The 16,228-nt window shown below is 59.9% G+C and carries 18 protein-coding genes; 14 read left to right on the plus strand and 4 right to left on the minus strand.

Going from position 1 to position 16,228, the window contains the following annotated elements:
* Window positions 1–16 precede the first annotated feature (16 nt).
* The 14 genes from Q0899_RS02390 to cysE all read left to right on the plus strand — a co-directional run bounded on the left by Q0899_RS02390 (window position 17) and on the right by cysE (window position 12,004).
* Complete coding sequence (locus Q0899_RS02390; RefSeq protein WP_298358487.1) at window positions 17–1,231, plus strand: phage major capsid protein; 1,215 nt, start codon at window positions 17–19, stop codon at window positions 1,229–1,231.
* Between the two features lie 87 nt (window positions 1,232–1,318).
* Window positions 1,319–1,915 (plus strand): hypothetical protein, encoded by a 597-nt coding sequence (locus tag Q0899_RS02395; protein ID WP_298292067.1) that lies wholly within the window; start codon window positions 1,319–1,321, stop codon window positions 1,913–1,915.
* A complete protein-coding gene (locus Q0899_RS02400) occupies window positions 1,912–2,250 on the plus strand; it encodes a phage head closure protein (RefSeq protein WP_298292065.1) in 339 nt (112 codons plus the stop codon). Before Q0899_RS02395 ends, Q0899_RS02400 begins: the two co-directional genes overlap by 4 nt.
* A complete protein-coding gene (locus Q0899_RS02405; RefSeq protein WP_298292063.1) occupies window positions 2,247–2,657 on the plus strand; it encodes a DUF3168 domain-containing protein in 411 nt (136 codons plus the stop codon). Before Q0899_RS02400 ends, Q0899_RS02405 begins: the two co-directional genes overlap by 4 nt.
* Window positions 2,658–2,796: 139 nt before the next feature.
* Entirely contained in the window at window positions 2,797–3,216 is a 420-nt protein-coding gene (locus Q0899_RS02410; protein WP_298292061.1) for a phage major tail protein, TP901-1 family, read from the plus strand.
* Window positions 3,216–3,533, plus strand: a complete 318-nt coding sequence (locus tag Q0899_RS02415; RefSeq protein WP_298358475.1) for a gene transfer agent family protein — start codon at window positions 3,216–3,218, stop codon at window positions 3,531–3,533. Before Q0899_RS02410 ends, Q0899_RS02415 begins: the two co-directional genes overlap by 1 nt.
* A complete protein-coding gene (locus Q0899_RS02420) occupies window positions 3,530–3,727 on the plus strand; it encodes a phage tail assembly chaperone (protein WP_299191004.1) in 198 nt (65 codons plus the stop codon). Before Q0899_RS02415 ends, Q0899_RS02420 begins: the two co-directional genes overlap by 4 nt.
* The gene (locus Q0899_RS02425) at window positions 3,711–4,376 is read left to right on the plus strand and encodes a phage tail tape measure protein (protein WP_299191005.1); all 666 of its coding nucleotides are present in this window, start codon (window positions 3,711–3,713) and stop codon (window positions 4,374–4,376) included. The genes Q0899_RS02420 and Q0899_RS02425 overlap by 17 nt, the downstream gene beginning before the upstream one ends.
* A 22-nt stretch (window positions 4,377–4,398) precedes the next feature.
* On the plus strand, window positions 4,399–5,031 hold the full coding sequence (locus tag Q0899_RS02430; protein ID WP_299191006.1) for a DUF2460 domain-containing protein: 633 nt from the start codon (window positions 4,399–4,401) through the stop codon (window positions 5,029–5,031).
* Window positions 5,028–5,906 carry a DUF2163 domain-containing protein gene (locus Q0899_RS02435; RefSeq protein WP_299191007.1) on the plus strand — a complete coding sequence of 293 codons (879 nt, stop codon included), beginning with the start codon at window positions 5,028–5,030 and terminating at the stop codon, window positions 5,904–5,906. The genes Q0899_RS02430 and Q0899_RS02435 overlap by 4 nt, the downstream gene beginning before the upstream one ends.
* The gene (locus Q0899_RS02440; RefSeq protein ID WP_298358465.1) at window positions 5,903–6,340 is read left to right on the plus strand and encodes an NlpC/P60 family protein; all 438 of its coding nucleotides are present in this window, start codon (window positions 5,903–5,905) and stop codon (window positions 6,338–6,340) included. Before Q0899_RS02435 ends, Q0899_RS02440 begins: the two co-directional genes overlap by 4 nt.
* A 43-nt stretch (window positions 6,341–6,383) precedes the next feature.
* Window positions 6,384–10,394 (plus strand): glycoside hydrolase/phage tail family protein, encoded by a 4,011-nt coding sequence (locus Q0899_RS02445; protein WP_299191008.1) that lies wholly within the window; start codon window positions 6,384–6,386, stop codon window positions 10,392–10,394.
* Entirely contained in the window at window positions 10,387–11,103 is a 717-nt protein-coding gene (locus Q0899_RS02450; RefSeq protein ID WP_299191009.1) for a DUF2793 domain-containing protein, read from the plus strand. The genes Q0899_RS02445 and Q0899_RS02450 overlap by 8 nt, the downstream gene beginning before the upstream one ends.
* A 91-nt stretch (window positions 11,104–11,194) precedes the next feature.
* A complete protein-coding gene (gene cysE, locus Q0899_RS02455; RefSeq protein WP_298292043.1) occupies window positions 11,195–12,004 on the plus strand; it encodes a serine O-acetyltransferase in 810 nt (269 codons plus the stop codon).
* A gap of 78 nt (window positions 12,005–12,082) precedes the next feature.
* Here cysE and Q0899_RS02460 read toward each other — a convergent pair whose 3' ends face one another.
* The 4 genes from Q0899_RS02460 to Q0899_RS02475 form a co-directional block, all read right to left on the minus strand.
* Window positions 12,083–13,369 (minus strand): pyruvate dehydrogenase complex dihydrolipoamide acetyltransferase, encoded by a 1,287-nt coding sequence (locus Q0899_RS02460; RefSeq protein ID WP_299191010.1) that lies wholly within the window; start codon window positions 13,367–13,369, stop codon window positions 12,083–12,085.
* Between the two features lie 12 nt (window positions 13,370–13,381).
* Entirely contained in the window at window positions 13,382–14,743 is a 1,362-nt protein-coding gene (locus Q0899_RS02465) for a pyruvate dehydrogenase complex E1 component subunit beta (RefSeq protein ID WP_299191011.1), read from the minus strand.
* A 3-nt stretch (window positions 14,744–14,746) separates the two neighbouring features.
* Complete coding sequence (pdhA, locus tag Q0899_RS02470; protein WP_298292036.1) at window positions 14,747–15,748, minus strand: pyruvate dehydrogenase (acetyl-transferring) E1 component subunit alpha; 1,002 nt, start codon at window positions 15,746–15,748, stop codon at window positions 14,747–14,749.
* 169 nt (window positions 15,749–15,917) lie between these two features.
* Window positions 15,918–16,220, minus strand: coding sequence for a septum formation initiator family protein (locus Q0899_RS02475; protein WP_298292035.1), 303 nt, complete (start codon window positions 16,218–16,220; stop codon window positions 15,918–15,920).
* Window positions 16,221–16,228: the final 8 nt, after the last annotated feature.

Consider the following 16,228-nt stretch of genomic DNA (forward strand, 5'->3'; position numbering starts at 1 on the left):
AGTTGAAGGTGACTTCATGACCAAACCCGAGACCAAGTCCGGGGCCGGCGGAGCTTTGCCCGCCATCCCGGCCAATTACGATGCTCCGGCGGCTGATCTGGCAACAGAGATGACAGGCTTCCTGAGCGACTTCAGCGCCTTTCAGGCCGACATCAAATCCCGACTGCAACAACAGGAAGACCGCATGACCCATCTGGATCGCAAAACCATCTCGCGCGCCCGCCCGGCGCTGTCTACGGCCGTTGAGGCCGACGCGCCGCACCAAAAGGCGTTCAATTCCTACCTGCGCTCTGGCGACGATGATGCGCTGCGTGGGTTGGAGCTGGAGGGCAAGGCGCTGTCTTCCTCGATTGCTGCTGAGGGGGGCTATCTGGTAGACCCGCAGACGTCGGACACCATTCGCGGCGTGTTGAAATCGACCGCGTCGCTGCGCGCCGTGGCCAATGTGGTCAATGTCGAGGCAACCGCATTTGAAGTCCTGGTCGACCACACTGAAATGGGGGCTGGCTGGGCCACTGAGGCGGGGTCCGCGACCGAGACGGACACCCCTCAGATCGACCGCATCCAGATCCCACTGCATGAGTTGTCGGCCTTGCCGAAAGCCTCGCAGCGATTGTTGGATGACAGCGCCTTCGACGTCGAGGGTTGGCTGGCGACGCGCATTGCGGACAAGTTTGCCTCCAGCGAGGCGGCGGCTTTCATCAGCGGCGACGGCATCGACAAGCCCAAGGGTTTTCTGACCCACACCGCCGTAGACAACGACATCTGGAGCTGGGGCAACCTTGGCTACATCCCGACCGGCGCTGCAGGCGATTTTGCCAGCGGCGAGGCGGCGGATGCCATTGTGACGCTGGTCTATTCGCTGGGGGCCAAGTACCGGGCGAATGCGTCTTTCGTGATGAATTCAAAAACAGCCGGCGCGGTGCGCAAGATGAAAGACGCGGATGGCCGGTTCCTGTGGTCTGACGGTCTGGCGGCTGGTGAGCCGTCACGCCTGATGGGCTACCCGGTTCTGATTGCCGAAGACATGCCAGATATCGCAGATGACGCGTTCGCGGTCGCCTATGGTGACTTTGGCGCCGGCTACACCGTGGCGGAGCGCCCGGACCTGCGCATCTTGCGTGACCCGTTCTCCGCCAAGCCGCATGTGTTGTTCTATGCGACCAAGCGCGTGGGCGGTGACGTCAGCGACTTTGCGGCGATCAAGCTGCTGAAATTCTCGGTCAGCTAAGGCTGCGCGAGACCGGCCCCGCCCGCTTCACCCGGCGGGCGGGGCCACCTTTCATTCCAAACTTTTCGCTGTTGCTGGAGGTACCAAATGGTGCTGGTGGAACTGACATCCATTGACCTGTCCGACCTGCCGATGGAGGCCTTCAAGGCGCATCTGCGGCTGGGGACCGGCTTTGACGACGACGCTATTCAGGATGAGGTCTTGGAAAGCTACATCCGCGCGGCCATGGCCGCCATCGAGGCCCGCATCGGCAAGATGTTGTTGCATCGGCAAGTGGTGTGGGAGCTGACCGACTGGGCGGATGCCGCGTCGCAGCCTCTGCCGGTTGCACCTGTGTCGCAGGTCAGCGCCGTGGCAACGATAGATCGCACGGGCAGCGAAGTCGCCATAGCGCCAAGCGCCTACCGCCTGGAGCGCGATACCCATAGGCCGAAACTGGTTGGCCAAGGCGGGGCTTTGCCGTCCGTGCCCACAGGTGGAACCGTGCAGGTGACATTTGACGCGGGCTATGGCGCGGCCTGGCTGGATATTCCGCCGGATCTACGCGAAGCCGTGTTTCTTCTGGCCGCGCATTACTACGAAAATCGGCGGGATTGCTCGGGCGCGACTGGGCTGATGCCATTTGGCATAATGGCGCTGCTGGATGCGCATCGTAACATCCGCATTCTCGGTAGTCGCGCATGAGCGGCGTCACTTTGAACCGCCGGCTGATGCTGGAGGATGCCACGCGTGTCTCGGATGGGGCGGGTGGATATGTGGAGGCCTGGCAACCGTTGGGAGAGCTATGGGCGGGGTTGAAAGCCGGCAGTGGCAGAGAGCGTATTGGCGGTACGGCGACCTTGTCGGCAGTGCCTTACCGGATCACCGTGCGGGCCGCGCCCTTTGGGGCGGCGTCGCGGCCCAGGCCTGACCAACGGTTTCGCGAAGGGGCGCGCATTTTTCGTATCCTGGCCGTCGCTGATGACGACGCCGATCGCCGGTTTTTAACCTGCCACTGCATTGAGGAGGTAACGGGATGAGCTACGGCGTATCAGCGGCTCTTCAGGCCGCGGTGTTTGGGGCCTTATCCGCCGACACGGTCTTGGACGGGCTTGTCGCGGGCGCGGTCTTTGATGAGGAGCCCTCGGGCGTGTTGCCAGCTTCATACGTCTCGCTTGGGGCGGAACGGGTTCGAGACAGGTCTGACGCAACCGGGGCGGGCGCAATACACGAATTTGATGTCTCGGTCGTGACCGAGGGGGACGGGTTCTTTGCCGCAAAGCAGATTGCCGCAGCCGTTTCGGACGCATTGGTGGACGCTGAACTGGCACTGAGCCGCGGACGGTTGGTGTCCTTGCAGTTTTACAAAGGCAAAGCAGCCAAGGTTGAAAGCGGACGGATCAGACGGATTGATCTGATCTTTCGGGCGCGGGTGCAGGACGGCTGAGGAGTTCCCCCTTTTGGCGACGTAGTCGCCTGTCAGGCAAGAGGGGACATTTTTGAACATGCGAAGGGGGCGGGCGTTTTTTTGAATCTGCGCGCGCTGACCTTGGTGGATTTCGGACAATTTGAATTGGAGAAGCGCGATGGCTGTGCAACGCGGAAAAGACTTGTTGCTGAAGGTGGATCTGACCGGTGACGGGCAGTTTGAAACGATAGCGGGGCTTAGGGCCACGCGGATTTCGTTCAATGCCGAACAGGTGGACGTGACCTCGCTTGAAAGCGCGGGGGGGTGGCGCGAACTGCTGGGCGGGGCGGGCGTGAAATCCGCTTCGATTTCCGGCTCCGGCGTGTTTCGTGACGAGGGCACCGACGAGCGGGCCAGGCAGATATTCTTCGACGGAGAGATGCCGGAGTTTCAGGTTATCATCCCTGACTTTGGAGTGATCACTGGCAAGTTTCAAATTACGTCGATTGAATATGCTGGATCGATGGAGGGGGAGGCGACCTATGAGTTGTCCTTGTCCTCGGCAGGCGCGATTGCCTTTGTGCCGGATGCTGGGTGATGGGGAACCCGTGGGCAGGCGAGGTGACGCTGGTTCTGGATGGTACATCGATTGACCTGAAACTGACCCTCGGGGCCCTGGCGGAGCTGGAAAGCGCGTTGGAGGGTGAAACGGTTCTCGAGCTGATTGAACGGTTTGAGGCGGGGCGGTTTTCGACACGAGATGTTCTGGCGTTGATTGTGGCGGGACTGCGAGGGGGCGGCTGGCAGGGGCGGTCCGCAGATTTGCTTTCGGTGGAGATCGAAGGTGGTGTGCTGGCGGCCACCAAGGCCGCAGCCCAGCTGCTGGCGCGCGCCTTTGCGGGGGGCGGCGATTGAACGGGTTTGATTGGGCGGCACTGCTGAAAGCAGGCGTGCAGGGCGCAGGGCTCAGGCCTGCGCAGTTCTGGGCGCTGACCCCATATGAGCTGAGTGTCGTGTTGGGCGTGGACGGGGCGGAGGCTCCGCTGACGCGGGCGCGATTGATGGAACTGGACGCACTTTATGGAGGGCGCGATGACGGATGTGTTTGACGGGTTGGACGCGCTTGAAGGGCGTATCGAGGGGCTGGAGACCTCACTTGGCGGTGCAGAGGCCGTGGTGACCACTTTCGAGGTGGAGTTGGCCGCAATGCGGCAGACGATGCTGTATACGTCCAAGGAGGTGCAGTCTTTGTCCCTGTCGATCGGCGGCGGGCTGCGCAAGGCTTTTGACGGATTGGCCTTTGACGGCATGAAGCTGTCCGACGCGTTGAAGACTGTTGCACAAAGTATGATCAACGCGGCCTACAACACCGCCATGAGGCCCGTGCAAAACGGGTTGGGCTCGGCGATTGCCAACGGCGTCAACTCATTGGTTTCCGGCATCCTGCCGTTTGAAAAGGGCGGTGCATTCAGCCAAGGCCGCGTGATGCCATTTGCCAAGGGCGGGGTCGTAAGTGGGCCCACCAACTTTGCGATGCGCGGCGGCATGGGATTGATGGGGGAGGCAGGCCCAGAGGCCATCATGCCATTGGCGCGCGGACCGGATGGGCGCCTTGGTGTGTCCGCCGGAGGGGGAGGGCGGCCCGTGCAGGTCGTGATGAACATCTCCACCCCTGATGTGGCCGGATTCCAACGATCGCAAAGCCAGATCGCCGCGCAGATTAACCGCGCCATGGCGCGCGGTCAACGCAACCGCTGAACACAAAACGGGAGAATTGCCGATGCAATTTCATGAGGTGCGGTTCCCCGCATCGCTGTCCTTCGGCTCGCTTGGCGGACCGGAGCGGCGCACAGAAGTGGTCACCTTGGCCAACGGGTTTGAAGAACGCAACACGCCGTGGGCACATTCTCGGCGCCGCTATGACGCGGGCGTTGGCCTGCGGTCTTTGGAGGATGTCGAGTTGATGATTGCGTTCTTCGAGGCGCGCCAGGGTCAGCTTTACGGGTTCCGTTGGAAAGACTGGTCCGACTATCGCTCTTGCAAAGCCTCAGCTGACGTGACCTTTGAAGACCAGGTTGTCGGGACCGGCGATGGCGTTTCGAGAAGCGTTCAGCTTATCAAGACATATGCTTCTGGTCCGCACCGTTATGAACGACCGCTGAGCAAGCTGGTTGCTGGCACGGTAAAGCTGGGCTTTGACGGGCTACAGGTTTTTGAAGGGGTCGACTGGGACGTAAACTTGGACACCGGCGTCGTCACGTTTGAGCACGCGTTGGACGAAGGTGTCGAGATTACAGCCGGGTACGAATTCGACGTGCCGGTGCGATTTGCCACCGACGCCATCCAGACCAGCGTTGCCTCCTTTCAGGCCGGCGAGGTTCCCAGCGTACCGGTTGTGGAGGTACGCCTGTGAGTACTTTGATCGACCATTTGCGGGGCAAGTTGACCCATGTCTGCCGCTGTTGGGCAGTGACCCGGTCGGATGGGCAGGTTTTTGGCTTCACCGACCATGACCGACCGCTGACATTTGAGGGGATTACCTTCAAGGCCGACACCGGCATGACGGCCCGCGCCTTGGAGCAGGTGACCGGTCTGGCCGTAGACAACACGGAAGCTGTTGGAGCGCTGTCTGACGCCGCAGTAACAGAGGCCGACATCGTGGCCGGTCGTTTTGACGGAGCAGAAATTCGAGCTTGGAAGGTACATTGGCGTGACGTGGCCGCCCGCGAATTGCAGTTTTGCGGGACAATCGGGGAACTGAAGCGCAGTGACGGCGCTTTTCATGCAGAGCTGCGCGGTCTGAGCGAGGCGTTGAACCAGCCCGTTGGGCAGATTTTTCAGCAAAGCTGTCAGGCGTTGCTGGGAGACGCGCGTTGCACGGTCGACCTTACCGCCCCTGGGTACCAGACGGACGTCGCCGTTGAAAAGGTTGATGAGCAGCGGATGTTTACGTTCTCGGAACTGCCCGGCTTTGACGACCGTTGGTTCGAAAGAGGCCGACTGGTTGTGAAGAACGGTGATGCCGAAGGGCTGGTGGGGGTGATCAAGAATGATCGCTTCAAGGACGGGGTCCGGGTTATCGAGTTGTGGGAACAACTGCGCGCGCACATCCAGCCCGGTGACGTCGTGACGCTAGAGGCGGGCTGCGACAAACGTAAAGAAACTTGCCGTCTGAAATTCGCCAACTTGGCCAATTTCCGCGGGTTTCCGCATATCCCGGGCGAAGACTGGCTGGTTGGGTATCCGACCGCGACAGGACGCAACGATGGCGGGAGCAGGTACCAATGAGCACCGTCACCCAACGCGTGATCTCGGAAGCCCTGTCCTGGGTTGGAACGCCCTATCAACATCAAGCCTCCCGCAAGGGGGCCGGGACGGATTGCCTTGGGCTGCTGCGTGGCGTTTGGCGGCACGTTTATGGCGCAGAGCCCGAAAGCGTCCCGGCATACACCGCCGATTGGTCAGAGCCGCAGGGCAGGGAAGAACTGCTGTGGGCTGCCGAACGGCACCTGATCTGCAAACCCACCAGCGATGCCGCAGCAGGGGACGTATTGTTGTTCAGAATGCGTCGCGGCGCGGTTGCGAAACATCTGGGACTGCAGGTGCGCGCCGGGCAGAACGCCGCATTCGTGCATGCCTACAGCGGATACGGGGTCACGGTGTCGCCTTTGTCGGAACCCTGGGCGCGGCGGGTTGTGGCCCGGTTCTCCTTCCCCGGCTAGCGCCCCACCTGGTCGCATTATCATTCATTGAGCGAGGTGCCTGATGGCAACCATTCTTCTTTCAGCGGCAGGTGCCGCCATTGGCGGCGCGATCGGCGGCGGCGTCTTGGGTCTTAGCTCGGTTGTGATCGGGCGCGCCATCGGGGCAACAATTGGTCGTGCAATTGACCAAAGCCTTATGGGAACCGGCAGCCAGACAGTCGAGACCGGCAAGCTGGACCGCATGCGCATTATGGGAGCCAGCGAAGGTGGTGCGGTGCCGCGCGTCTTTGGTCGAACGCGTGTCGCGGGCAACGTCATCTGGACCTCGAATTACCGCGAAACGGTGACGGCGCATCGCAGCGGCGGCAAAGGTGCCCCGAAGGGGCCCACGACGCATGCCTATTCCTACTCCATCAGCCTGGCGATAGCGCTTTGTGAGGGCGAGATAGCGCGTGTTGGTCGGGTTTGGGCCGACGGCGCCATCGTCAATCGCGACGACCTTAACATGCAGGTTTACCGTGGCACCGAGGACCAGTTGCCGGACCCGGTCATGAGCGCCATCGAAGGCGACGGGCAGGTGCCGGCCTATCGTGGCATTGCCTATGTCGTATTTGAAGATCTGCCCCTAGAGGCATTTGGCAACCGCGTGCCACAGTTTTCGTTTGAAGTTTTGCGCCCCGCGCAGCCTGAGTTTCACAACGAGCCAAGTTCCATCGCTGACTTGGTGGAGGGTGTCGCGCTCCTGCCCGGCAGCGGAGAATACGCGTTGGCCACCACACCTGTCTTCCGCCCCAATGCGGCGGGGGCCGAGGTGGCCGTGAACCAGAATTCACAAGGTGGTCAGGTCGACATTGTAGCCTCACTTGAGGCGCTGACAGGGGAGTTGCCACGCTGCAAGTCAACCTCCCTTGTCGTCAGCTGGTTTGGTGATGATCTACGTGCAGGCCACTGTCGCTGCCAACCAAAGGTGGAGGAGGCCGCGCCGGCAGAGATTGGGTCGTCCCTTTTAGGCGTCGGATCACGGCCTGCCGACGAGGATGGCGAGAACAGCGATTTCAGCGCATGGGTCCCCGAGGAGGAAGACCGGCATCCATGGATCGTCGGCGGTGCGACCCGAGCGCAGGCAGAGGTTGTGGGTAAGATAGACGGGCGCCCAGTTTATGGGGGAACGCCATCCGACGCATCTGTGATTGAAGCCATTGCGGCGCTGCATGACGCTGGTCAAGACGTGATGTTCTACCCGTTCCTGCTGATGGAAGTTCTGGACGGCAACAGCTTGCCCGACCCTTGGACGGGATCCACGGGCCAGCCCGCATTGCCCTGGCGCGGGCGGATTACGAGCGAACGTGCGCCCGTTGTTGCCCAATCGACTGACCAGACAGCGGCCGCACGCACCGAGGTTGCGGCGTTTATGGGAAGCGCGGTGCCCGCCGATTTCACCATTAACGGTCAGCAAGTGACATATGACGGGCCGGAAGAATACTCCTACCGCCGCTTCATTCTGCACTACGCCCATCTATGCGCCGCGGCAGGCGGGGTGTCGGCGTTTTGCATTGGATCCGAGATGCGCGGTTTGACACAACTGCGTGATGAAACTGGCAGCTTTCCCGCCGTGGAGGCGTTCCGGCAGCTGGCCGCCGAAGTGAAGGCCATATTGCCCGGCGCCAAGGTTGGCTACGCCGCGGACTGGACGGAATACTTCGGCTACCACCCGCAAGACGGAACCGGCGACGTGCTGTTTCATCTAGATCCGCTTTGGGCCGACGACGCCATCGATTTCATTGGGATAGACAATTACATGCCCATTGCGGACTGGCGCGCAGACGAGGCGCAGGCGGATGCCGCGTTCGGCTCAATCTACAACCTGGACTATCTGAGTTCGAATGTGGCGGGAGGCGAAGGGTTCGATTGGTATTACCGCGACCAGCAGGAACGCGATCTGCAAATTCGCACGCCAATCTCAGACGGGGCATATGGTGAAGATTGGATCTATCGCTTCAAGGACCTCAAGGGCTGGTGGCAGAATGCGCACCATGACCGTATCGGCGGCGTAAGATCATCGGTATCAACGGCTTGGGTTCCCAGCTCAAAACCATTCTGGATGACCGAATTGGGATGCGGCGCCATCGACAAAGGGCCAAACCAGCCGAACAAATTTTTCGACGCAAAGTCGAGCGAAAGCGGGTTGCCACATTACTCAAACGGCAGGCGCGATGACTATGTCCAGCTGCAGTTCTTGCGGGCGTATCATGACCACTTCGCCGACATACAAAACAACCCAGTATCTACCGCCTATGGCGGCTCCATGGTGGACGTTTCAAAGACCCATATCTGGGCTTGGGACGCGCGCCCGTGGCCAGATTTTCCCAACAACACAGCGGTTTGGAGCGACGGAGAAAACCATCTGACTGGGCATTGGTTGACCGGTCGCACCGGTGTTCAGACCTTGGCCTCTGTCGTCGCTGAACTCTGCGAGGCGGCTGGGGTGACGCAATATGATGTGAGCGCCTTGGAAGGCGTTTTGCGCGGATTTACGATCGACGAGTTTGAGACCGGGCGTGCTTCGTTGCAAACTCTGATGGTGGCGTTCGGCTTTGATGTCATCGAGCAGGGCGGTTCGCTGATTTTCCGCAATCGGGGTGTGAGTGATGCGATCATAGTTGGCGAAGATGACTATGTTCGTCTGGACGGCGAGGAGGCCGTTATTGAGGCGGTACGCGCGCCGCAGGCGGAAGTTGTGGGTGAAGTCCGCCTCGGCTACGCCGCCGGCGAAGGCGCTTTCGAGACCCACGTTGCTTCGGCCAGATTTCCTGACGACACGATGGCATTGTCCTCTCAAAACGATCTGCCGCTTTCCTTAAACGCGGCTGAAGCGCAGGGTATCGCCGAGCGGTGGTTGGCAGAAGCACGGGTCGCACGCGAAACCGTGCGCCTGGCGTTGCCCCCATCACGCAGCGAGGTGGGTGCTGGCGATGTCATCGCGTTGTCAACGGAGGGCGACGTGCTCAGCACATACCGTGTGGACCGCGTCGAGGACAGCGGACCGCGTCTGTTGGAAGCCAGCCGCATTGAGCGTCAAATATACACCCCCAGCGAAGGCAGCGAAACTTTACCCGAGCATCGCGCGTTTAGCATTCCGGTTCCAATCACCACGCAGTTTATGGATTTGCCGCTGTTAACTGGCAATGAGGTGCCGCATGCCCCGCATGTCGCGGTCTCGGCCGATCCCTGGCCGGGGTCCGCCGCTGTTTACAGCGCGTCCAACGACGCAGACTACGATTTGGATCAGCTGATTGAACGCCCTTCCATTCTCGGAGTGACGCAATCGCCGCTGGACGCCGCTGCGCCCGGTCTTTGGTGTGACGGTCCTGTGCTTCGGGTTGTGTTGCAACGCGGCACGTTGAGTTCGAGCGATCGAGCACGGGTGCTAAACGGAGCAAACGCGGCTGTCATCGGCGACGGGTCCTCCTCCAACTGGGAAGTCATTCAATTCGCAACCTCCGAGCTGGTGGCTCCACAGACATATGATCTGAGCGAGTTCCTGCGGGGGCAGGCCGGTTCGGACGGCATCATGCCCACCCAGTGGCCTGCTGGAAGCACCTTCGTGATGCTGGACGGCGCGCCGCAACAGCTGGATCTGCAACTGGCGCAGCGAGAGTTGGCCCGCCATTACCGCGTTGGTCCGGGGTTGCGTCCTTTGGATGACCCAGCATTTAGACATTATGTTGAAGCATTTGGCGGTGTTGGGCTGCGTCCGTTTACACCAGCCCACCTTCGGGTCGTTCCGCATGCGGGTGGATGGGATGTCGGATGGATTCGAAGAACGCGGATAGATGGCGATAGCTGGGCGTCCGTTGACGTACCGCTTGGCGAGGATTTCGAGCGTTATCTCGTGCGAGTCGTCAAAGACGAGGTGGTGTTGCATGAGGCGCAGGTGGCCTCGCCCGAGTGGAGCTACCCTGCGGCGACCGCTTTGGCTGAGGGTGCCGTCGCTCCGTTCGAAATCCAAATCGCTCAAGTTTCTCAAAGTTTCGGGCCTGGGCCCTTTGCAAGGAAGATCATTCATGTCTGAGACCGCCAAATTAAAGCTCCCGCTTGTCGCTGCCGCGCAGGCGCAAAAGCACGTTACCGTCAATGAGGCCCTGGTGGCGCTCGATGCGGCTGTGCAGCTCAATGTCGAGAGCCGTACGCTGGGTTCGCCACCACTTGTTGTTGTCGACGGGGAAAGTTACCTCGTTCCTGTTGGCGCGGTGAACGCCTGGGATCAGCAAGACGGCAAGATCGCGAGCTTTGTGAATGGTGGCTGGCGGTTTCTTACACCTGACACTGGGTGGCAAATGTGGGTGGAAGATGAAGTTGTCCGCCTAACCTTTGACGGCGCAGATTGGGTTGAAAACGTGCTGGCAACATCTGCAAATAAGGCGGCTATTCGCGCTGAGGTGATTGAGCTGGATTTTGACGTGGGGGCTGGGGGCGGCAGCGTTGACACTGCAACCATTATTCCGCCGAATTCCAGCGTCTTTGCGGTCACCGGCCGGGTTCTGACGACCATTACCGGCGATTTGAGTGACTGGTCGCTTGGTATCGACGGCGCAGAAACCAGATACGGGTCCGGCTTGGGGTTGGGGTCTGGTTCGTGGCTGCGGGGTGTGACGGGCCACCCGGTCACATATTACACGCCTGCGGCACTCAGACTGACGGCAAACGGAGGCAGCTTCACCGGCGGTGTAGTTCGATTGGCTGTGCATATGATGCACTTTGATCTGCCGGACGGCGACTAGCATGATCACAGGTTTGTGCGGCGCGCCTCTTTCATCATGGCCAAGACTCACCATGTAATGATATAGCAGAGGCGAACCGCAGGAGCATGACATGGCGCATTCGAAACCGACATTGGCAAAGATTGACCCGGTGTGGGAACGCATCTCTAGCGAAGCGCGTGATGCTATCTCTGCCGAGCCCCTGTTAGGGGGCATGATCCATGGAACAGTGCTGCATCACCGGAGCCTGGAGCACGCTTTGGCATTTCGGATGTCGCAAAAACTGGCCTCCGCCGAGATGTCCGAACAGATTTTGCGTGAAATTGCTGATGAGGCATATGTCTCTGAACCCGCATTGGGCGACGCCGCCCGCGCTGATATCGTCGCTGTTTTCGAACGTGACCCGGCCTGCCACCGGTTTTTGCAGCCGCTTCTCTACTTCAAGGGGTTTCAGGCGATTCAGTCCTACCGGGTTGGCCACTGGCTTTGGGAACAAGGGCGCAAGGATCTTGCCTACTTCTTCCAGATGCGCGTGAGCGAAGTCTTCGGATTTGACGCGCACCCAGCCGCCAAAATCGGTCGTGGCATCATGATTGACCACGCGCATTCCATAGTGATCGGGGAAACAGCGGTCGTTGGTGATAACGTTTCCATGCTGCATTCCGTCACTTTGGGCGGAACCGGAAAGGAAGATGATGACCGTCATCCCAAGATTGAAAACGGGGTGCTGATCGGCGCGGGCGCGAAGGTGTTGGGCAATATCACCGTCGGCCATTGCTCCCGCGTGGCGGCGGGGTCCGTGGTGCTAGAAGCGGTGCCGCCGATGAAGACAGTGGCAGGTGTACCGGCCAAAATCGTGGGGGAGGCAGGCTGTTCGCAGCCGTCGATCACCATGGATCAGCTGCTAAAAGGCCAGCTCTGACGAAATGTTCGAATAGTGAAATGATAAACGGCCGCTGCAGGATGCAGCGGCCGTTTTTTGTTATTTGAGTGATAGCGCTTAGGCCAGCATCATCACCGGATTTTCCAGATTATCTTTGATGGCATTCAGCAAGTTCGCGCCAAGTGCACCGTCGATAACGCGGTGATCGACGCTCAAGGTGGTGGACATTACGGTCGCCACTTTCACTTCGCCATCTTCGCCTACAACCGGCTTCTTGGTCCCGGCACCCACCGCAAGGATCGCGGCATGTGGAGGGTTGATGATGGCGTCGAAATTGTCGATGCCAAACATGCCGAGGTTGGAAATCGCGAAGCTGCCGCCTTGGTATTCATGCGGGGCGAGCTTGCGATCGCGGGCGCGGGACGCGAGGTCCTTCATCTCCGCCGACAGCGCGGACAGCGATTTCATCTCTGCGTCTTTCAGCACCGGTGTGAACAGCCCGCCTTCAATTGCCACGGCCACGGCCACGTCGGAGGGCTTCAGTGACAACATGCGGTCACCGGCCCAAACGGCGTTTGCGTCTGGCACCTGTTGCAGCGCCAAGGCGCAGGCTTTGATGATGAAGTCGTTGACCGACAGCTTGATCCCGCGTGGTTCCAGTGACTTGTTGAGCTGGCTGCGGAACTTCAGCAGAGCGTCCAGTTCAATGTCGCGGCGCAGGTAGAAATGCGGCACGGATTGTTTGGCTTCGGTCAAACGCGCAGCGATTGTTTTCCGCATGCCGTCCAGCGAGACTTCTTCGAAGTCTCGGTCGGCGTAGGTTTTGAGCACCACGTCGGTTGCGGGACCAGCGGCCATGGAGGCCGGGGCCGCCGCAGCAGCAGGCGCAGATGCTGTCGGGGCAGGGGCCGCACCTGGTTTGGCGTCTTCCACATCCGCTTTGACAATCCGGCCTTTCGGGCCGGAGCCCTTGATTTGGCTCAGATCCAGGCCTTTATCCTTGGCAATTCGGCGCGCCAGTGGAGAGGCGAACACCCGGTCTCCGTCCTTGGCAGGGGCTGCAGATGGTGCCGCTGCCGGAGCCTCAGCAGCGGCAGGAGCCGCCGCAACGGGAGCGGAAGCCGGTGCAGCCGAGGCCGCCCCGATGTCGTCCGCGCTTTCCCCGTCTTCCAGGATCACGGCAATCGGCGTGTTCACTTTCACTCCCTCGGAGCCTTCCTCGACCAGAATTTTCCCGATCACACCTTCATCCACGGCTTCAAATTCCATGGTGGCTTTGTCGGTTTCAATCTCGGCCATCACATCGCCAGACGCGACGGTGTCGCCTTCCTTCACCAGCCATTTGGCCAGCGTGCCTTCCTCCATCGTGGGGGAGAGGGCGGGCATGAGTAATTCAATAGGCATATCCGGCTCTCCTTAGCGGTAGGTGACGGCTTTGACGGCGTCCATGACTTCCGTCGTCGTGGTCAGCGCAAGCTTTTCGAGGTTGGCGGCGTAGGGCATTGGAACGTCCTTGCCAGTGCAGTTCAGCACAGGGGCGTCGAGGTAGTCGAACGCCTCCGTCATGATCTGGGCGCTTAGATAGCTGCCGATAGAACAGACGGGGAAACCTTCCTCGACCGTCACGCAACGGTTTGTTTTTTTTACGCTTTCGATCACGGTCGGCATATCCAGCGGGCGCAAGGTCCGCAGGTCGATGACTTCCGCCGAGATGCCTTCTTTGGCCAGCTCGTCTGCCGCTTCCAACGCGTATTTCATCCCGATGCCGAAGCTGACGATGGTTACATCCGTGCCTTCGCGCCAAATCTTGGCTTTGCCGAATGGCACGGTGTAGTCATCCATCACCGGCACGTCAAAAGACTGGCCGTAGAGGATTTCATTCTCCAGGAAGATCACCGGGTTCGGGTCGCGGATCGCGGTTTTCAGCAGGCCTTTTGCGTCGGCGGCTGAATAGGGCATCACCACTTTCAGGCCGGGCACCTGAGAATACCACGATGCGTAGTCATGAGAGTGCTGGGCACCCACACGGGCGGCCGCTCCGTTCGGGCCACGGAACACAATCGGCGCACCCATCTGGCCGCCGGACATGTAAAGCGTCTTCGCGGCAGAGTTGATGATGTGGTCAATCGCCTGCATGGCGAAGTTGAAGGTCATGAATTCAACAATCGGATTCAAGCCGCCGAAGGCCGCGCCCACACCGATCCCAGCGAAGCCATGTTCGGTAATTGGCGTGTCGATCACGCGGCGCGCGCCGAACTCGTCCAGCAACCCTTGGGAGATTTTGTAAGCGCCTTGGTATTCGGCGACCTCCTCACCCATAAGGAACACATTTTCATTGGAGCGCATTTCTTCGGCCATGGCGTCGCGCAATGCTTCGCGCACGGTCGTCTGCTTCATTTCGGTGCCTTCGGGAATGTCGGCTTCCACCGGCGTGACAACCGCGACGGGAGCGGCAGGGGTCGCAGCGGCAGCGGCAGGTGCCTCGGAAGCGGTAGCCGCAGGGACAGGGGCCGAAGCCACATCATCTGCGCTTTCGCCTTCTTCGATCATCACGGCGATAGCAGTGTTCACTTTCACGCCTTCGGTGCCTTCGGCGACCAGAATTTTGCCAACGATGCCTTCGTCAACGGCTTCAAATTCCATCGTGGCCTTGTCGGTCTCAATCTCGGCCAGAATGTCGCCGGACGAAACGGTGTCGCCCTCTTTGACAAGCCATTTGGCCAATGTGCCTTCTTCCATGGTGGGCGAGAGGGCGGGCATTAGTATTTCAGTCGCCATGTCTTAAGCCTCCGCTTCCATGTAAATGTCTGTGTAAAGCTCGTCCAAGCTGGGCTCCGGGCTTTCTTTGGAGAACTCGGCGGCCTCGTTCACCACCGACTTGATCTCTTTGTCGATCGCTTTCAGGTCATCCTCAGATGCGTGCTTGCCGGTCAGAAGCATATCGCGGACCTGTTCAATCGCGTCTCGCTCGTCGCGCATCTTTTGCACTTCTTCGCGGGTCCGGTACTTGGCGGGGTCCGACATTGAATGCCCCCGGTAGCGGTAGGTCTTGATCTCAAGGATGTAGGGACCTTTGCCCGCACGGCAGTGGGCCACGGCCTTCTCGCCGGCCTCTTTGACCTTCAGCACGTCCATGCCGTCTACCTCTTCACCCTCAATGCCGTAAGCGGCGCCGCGTTCCCAATAGGATGGCGATTTGGTGGAGCGTTTGGTGGATGTCCCCATTGCGTATTGGTTGTTTTCAATGACAAAAACCACCGGCAGATCCCATAGCTCGGCCATGTTATAGGCCTCGTAGACCTGGCCTTGGTTGGCCGCGCCGTCCCCGAAATAGGTGAAGGTGACGTTGTCATTGCCCTTGTACTTGTCAGAGAAAGCCAGCCCTGCGCCCAACGGCACCTGAGCTGCGACAATCCCGTGGCCTCCGTAGAAATGCTTCTCCTTGGAGAACATGTGCATTGAGCCGCCTTTGCCTTTGGAGTACCCGCCTTCGCGGCCCGTCAGCTCGGCCATCACGCCTTTGGGGTCCATGCCGCAGGCCAGCATGTGGCCGTGGTCACGGTAGGAGGTGATGCGCTTGTCGCCTTCCTTGGCGGCGGCCTCTAGGCCAACGACGACGGCTTCTTGGCCAATATAGAGGTGGCAGAAGCCGCCAATCAGCCCCATGCCATAAAGCTGCCCGGCTTTTTCTTCGAACCGGCGTATCAACAGCATGTCTTTGTAATACTGAAGGAGCTCGTCCTTCGAAACATTCGCTTTCTTAGCGGGTTTTTTGGCGGCCACGGCGCGTCATCCTCCCAGATTTCAAAAGTAGTTTAACGTTAAACTAGTTTCTATCAGACCAGACTTGGGTTTGCACGTCCAGATTTTTTCAGAACCGCCATGCTGCACAAGCATAGCTTTCCGTCACGTCAAACGTGTGACAGGCGGGCAGGTTCCTACAGAATAGAATTTAGCGGATGATGATCTCGTCAGCGCGCATCATGCCCAGAACCTCGCGGGCCTGCATGTCCAACAAGTCGAGATCCAGGTAGGTGTCCGAAAGCCGCCGTGTTTTGTTGCGCATCTCGGCCACTTCAACTTCAAGCGCGTCCAGTTCGGCGCGCAGCGTGTCAATTTCGGCTTCCACCTGGACGCGACGGAAGATGCCATAGTCGCCCTGAACGGCCGCAAAGGTGAAATACGCGCCCATGCAAAACAGGACCGTGCAAATCAATAGCGAGGTCAGTCCAGGGGATTTGCGGGAGGTGGTCATTGCGCGGT

The sequence above is a fragment of the uncultured Litoreibacter sp. genome, assembly GCF_947501785.1.
Taxonomy (GTDB): domain Bacteria; phylum Pseudomonadota; class Alphaproteobacteria; order Rhodobacterales; family Rhodobacteraceae; genus Litoreibacter.

Coding starts and splice junctions, on each gene's coding strand:
- Q0899_RS02390 (WP_298358487.1), top strand. CDS start 17: ATGACCAAACCCGAGACCAAGTCCGGGGCCGGCGGAGCTTTGCCCGCC.
- cysE (WP_298292043.1), top strand. CDS start 11,195: ATGGCGCATTCGAAACCGACATTGGCAAAGATTGACCCGGTGTGGGAA.
- Q0899_RS02395 (WP_298292067.1), top strand. CDS start 1,319: ATGGTGCTGGTGGAACTGACATCCATTGACCTGTCCGACCTGCCGATG.
- Q0899_RS02465 (WP_299191011.1), bottom strand. CDS start 14,743: ATGGCGACTGAAATACTAATGCCCGCCCTCTCGCCCACCATGGAAGAA.
- Q0899_RS02410 (WP_298292061.1), top strand. CDS start 2,797: ATGGCTGTGCAACGCGGAAAAGACTTGTTGCTGAAGGTGGATCTGACC.
- Q0899_RS02475 (WP_298292035.1), bottom strand. CDS start 16,220: ATGACCACCTCCCGCAAATCCCCTGGACTGACCTCGCTATTGATTTGC.
- Q0899_RS02405 (WP_298292063.1), top strand. CDS start 2,247: ATGAGCTACGGCGTATCAGCGGCTCTTCAGGCCGCGGTGTTTGGGGCC.
- Q0899_RS02445 (WP_299191008.1), top strand. CDS start 6,384: ATGGCAACCATTCTTCTTTCAGCGGCAGGTGCCGCCATTGGCGGCGCG.
- Q0899_RS02450 (WP_299191009.1), top strand. CDS start 10,387: ATGTCTGAGACCGCCAAATTAAAGCTCCCGCTTGTCGCTGCCGCGCAG.
- Q0899_RS02460 (WP_299191010.1), bottom strand. CDS start 13,369: ATGCCTATTGAATTACTCATGCCCGCCCTCTCCCCCACGATGGAGGAA.
- Q0899_RS02440 (WP_298358465.1), top strand. CDS start 5,903: ATGAGCACCGTCACCCAACGCGTGATCTCGGAAGCCCTGTCCTGGGTT.
- Q0899_RS02425 (WP_299191005.1), top strand. CDS start 3,711: ATGACGGATGTGTTTGACGGGTTGGACGCGCTTGAAGGGCGTATCGAG.
- Q0899_RS02430 (WP_299191006.1), top strand. CDS start 4,399: ATGCAATTTCATGAGGTGCGGTTCCCCGCATCGCTGTCCTTCGGCTCG.
- Q0899_RS02415 (WP_298358475.1), top strand. CDS start 3,216: ATGGGGAACCCGTGGGCAGGCGAGGTGACGCTGGTTCTGGATGGTACA.
- Q0899_RS02400 (WP_298292065.1), top strand. CDS start 1,912: ATGAGCGGCGTCACTTTGAACCGCCGGCTGATGCTGGAGGATGCCACG.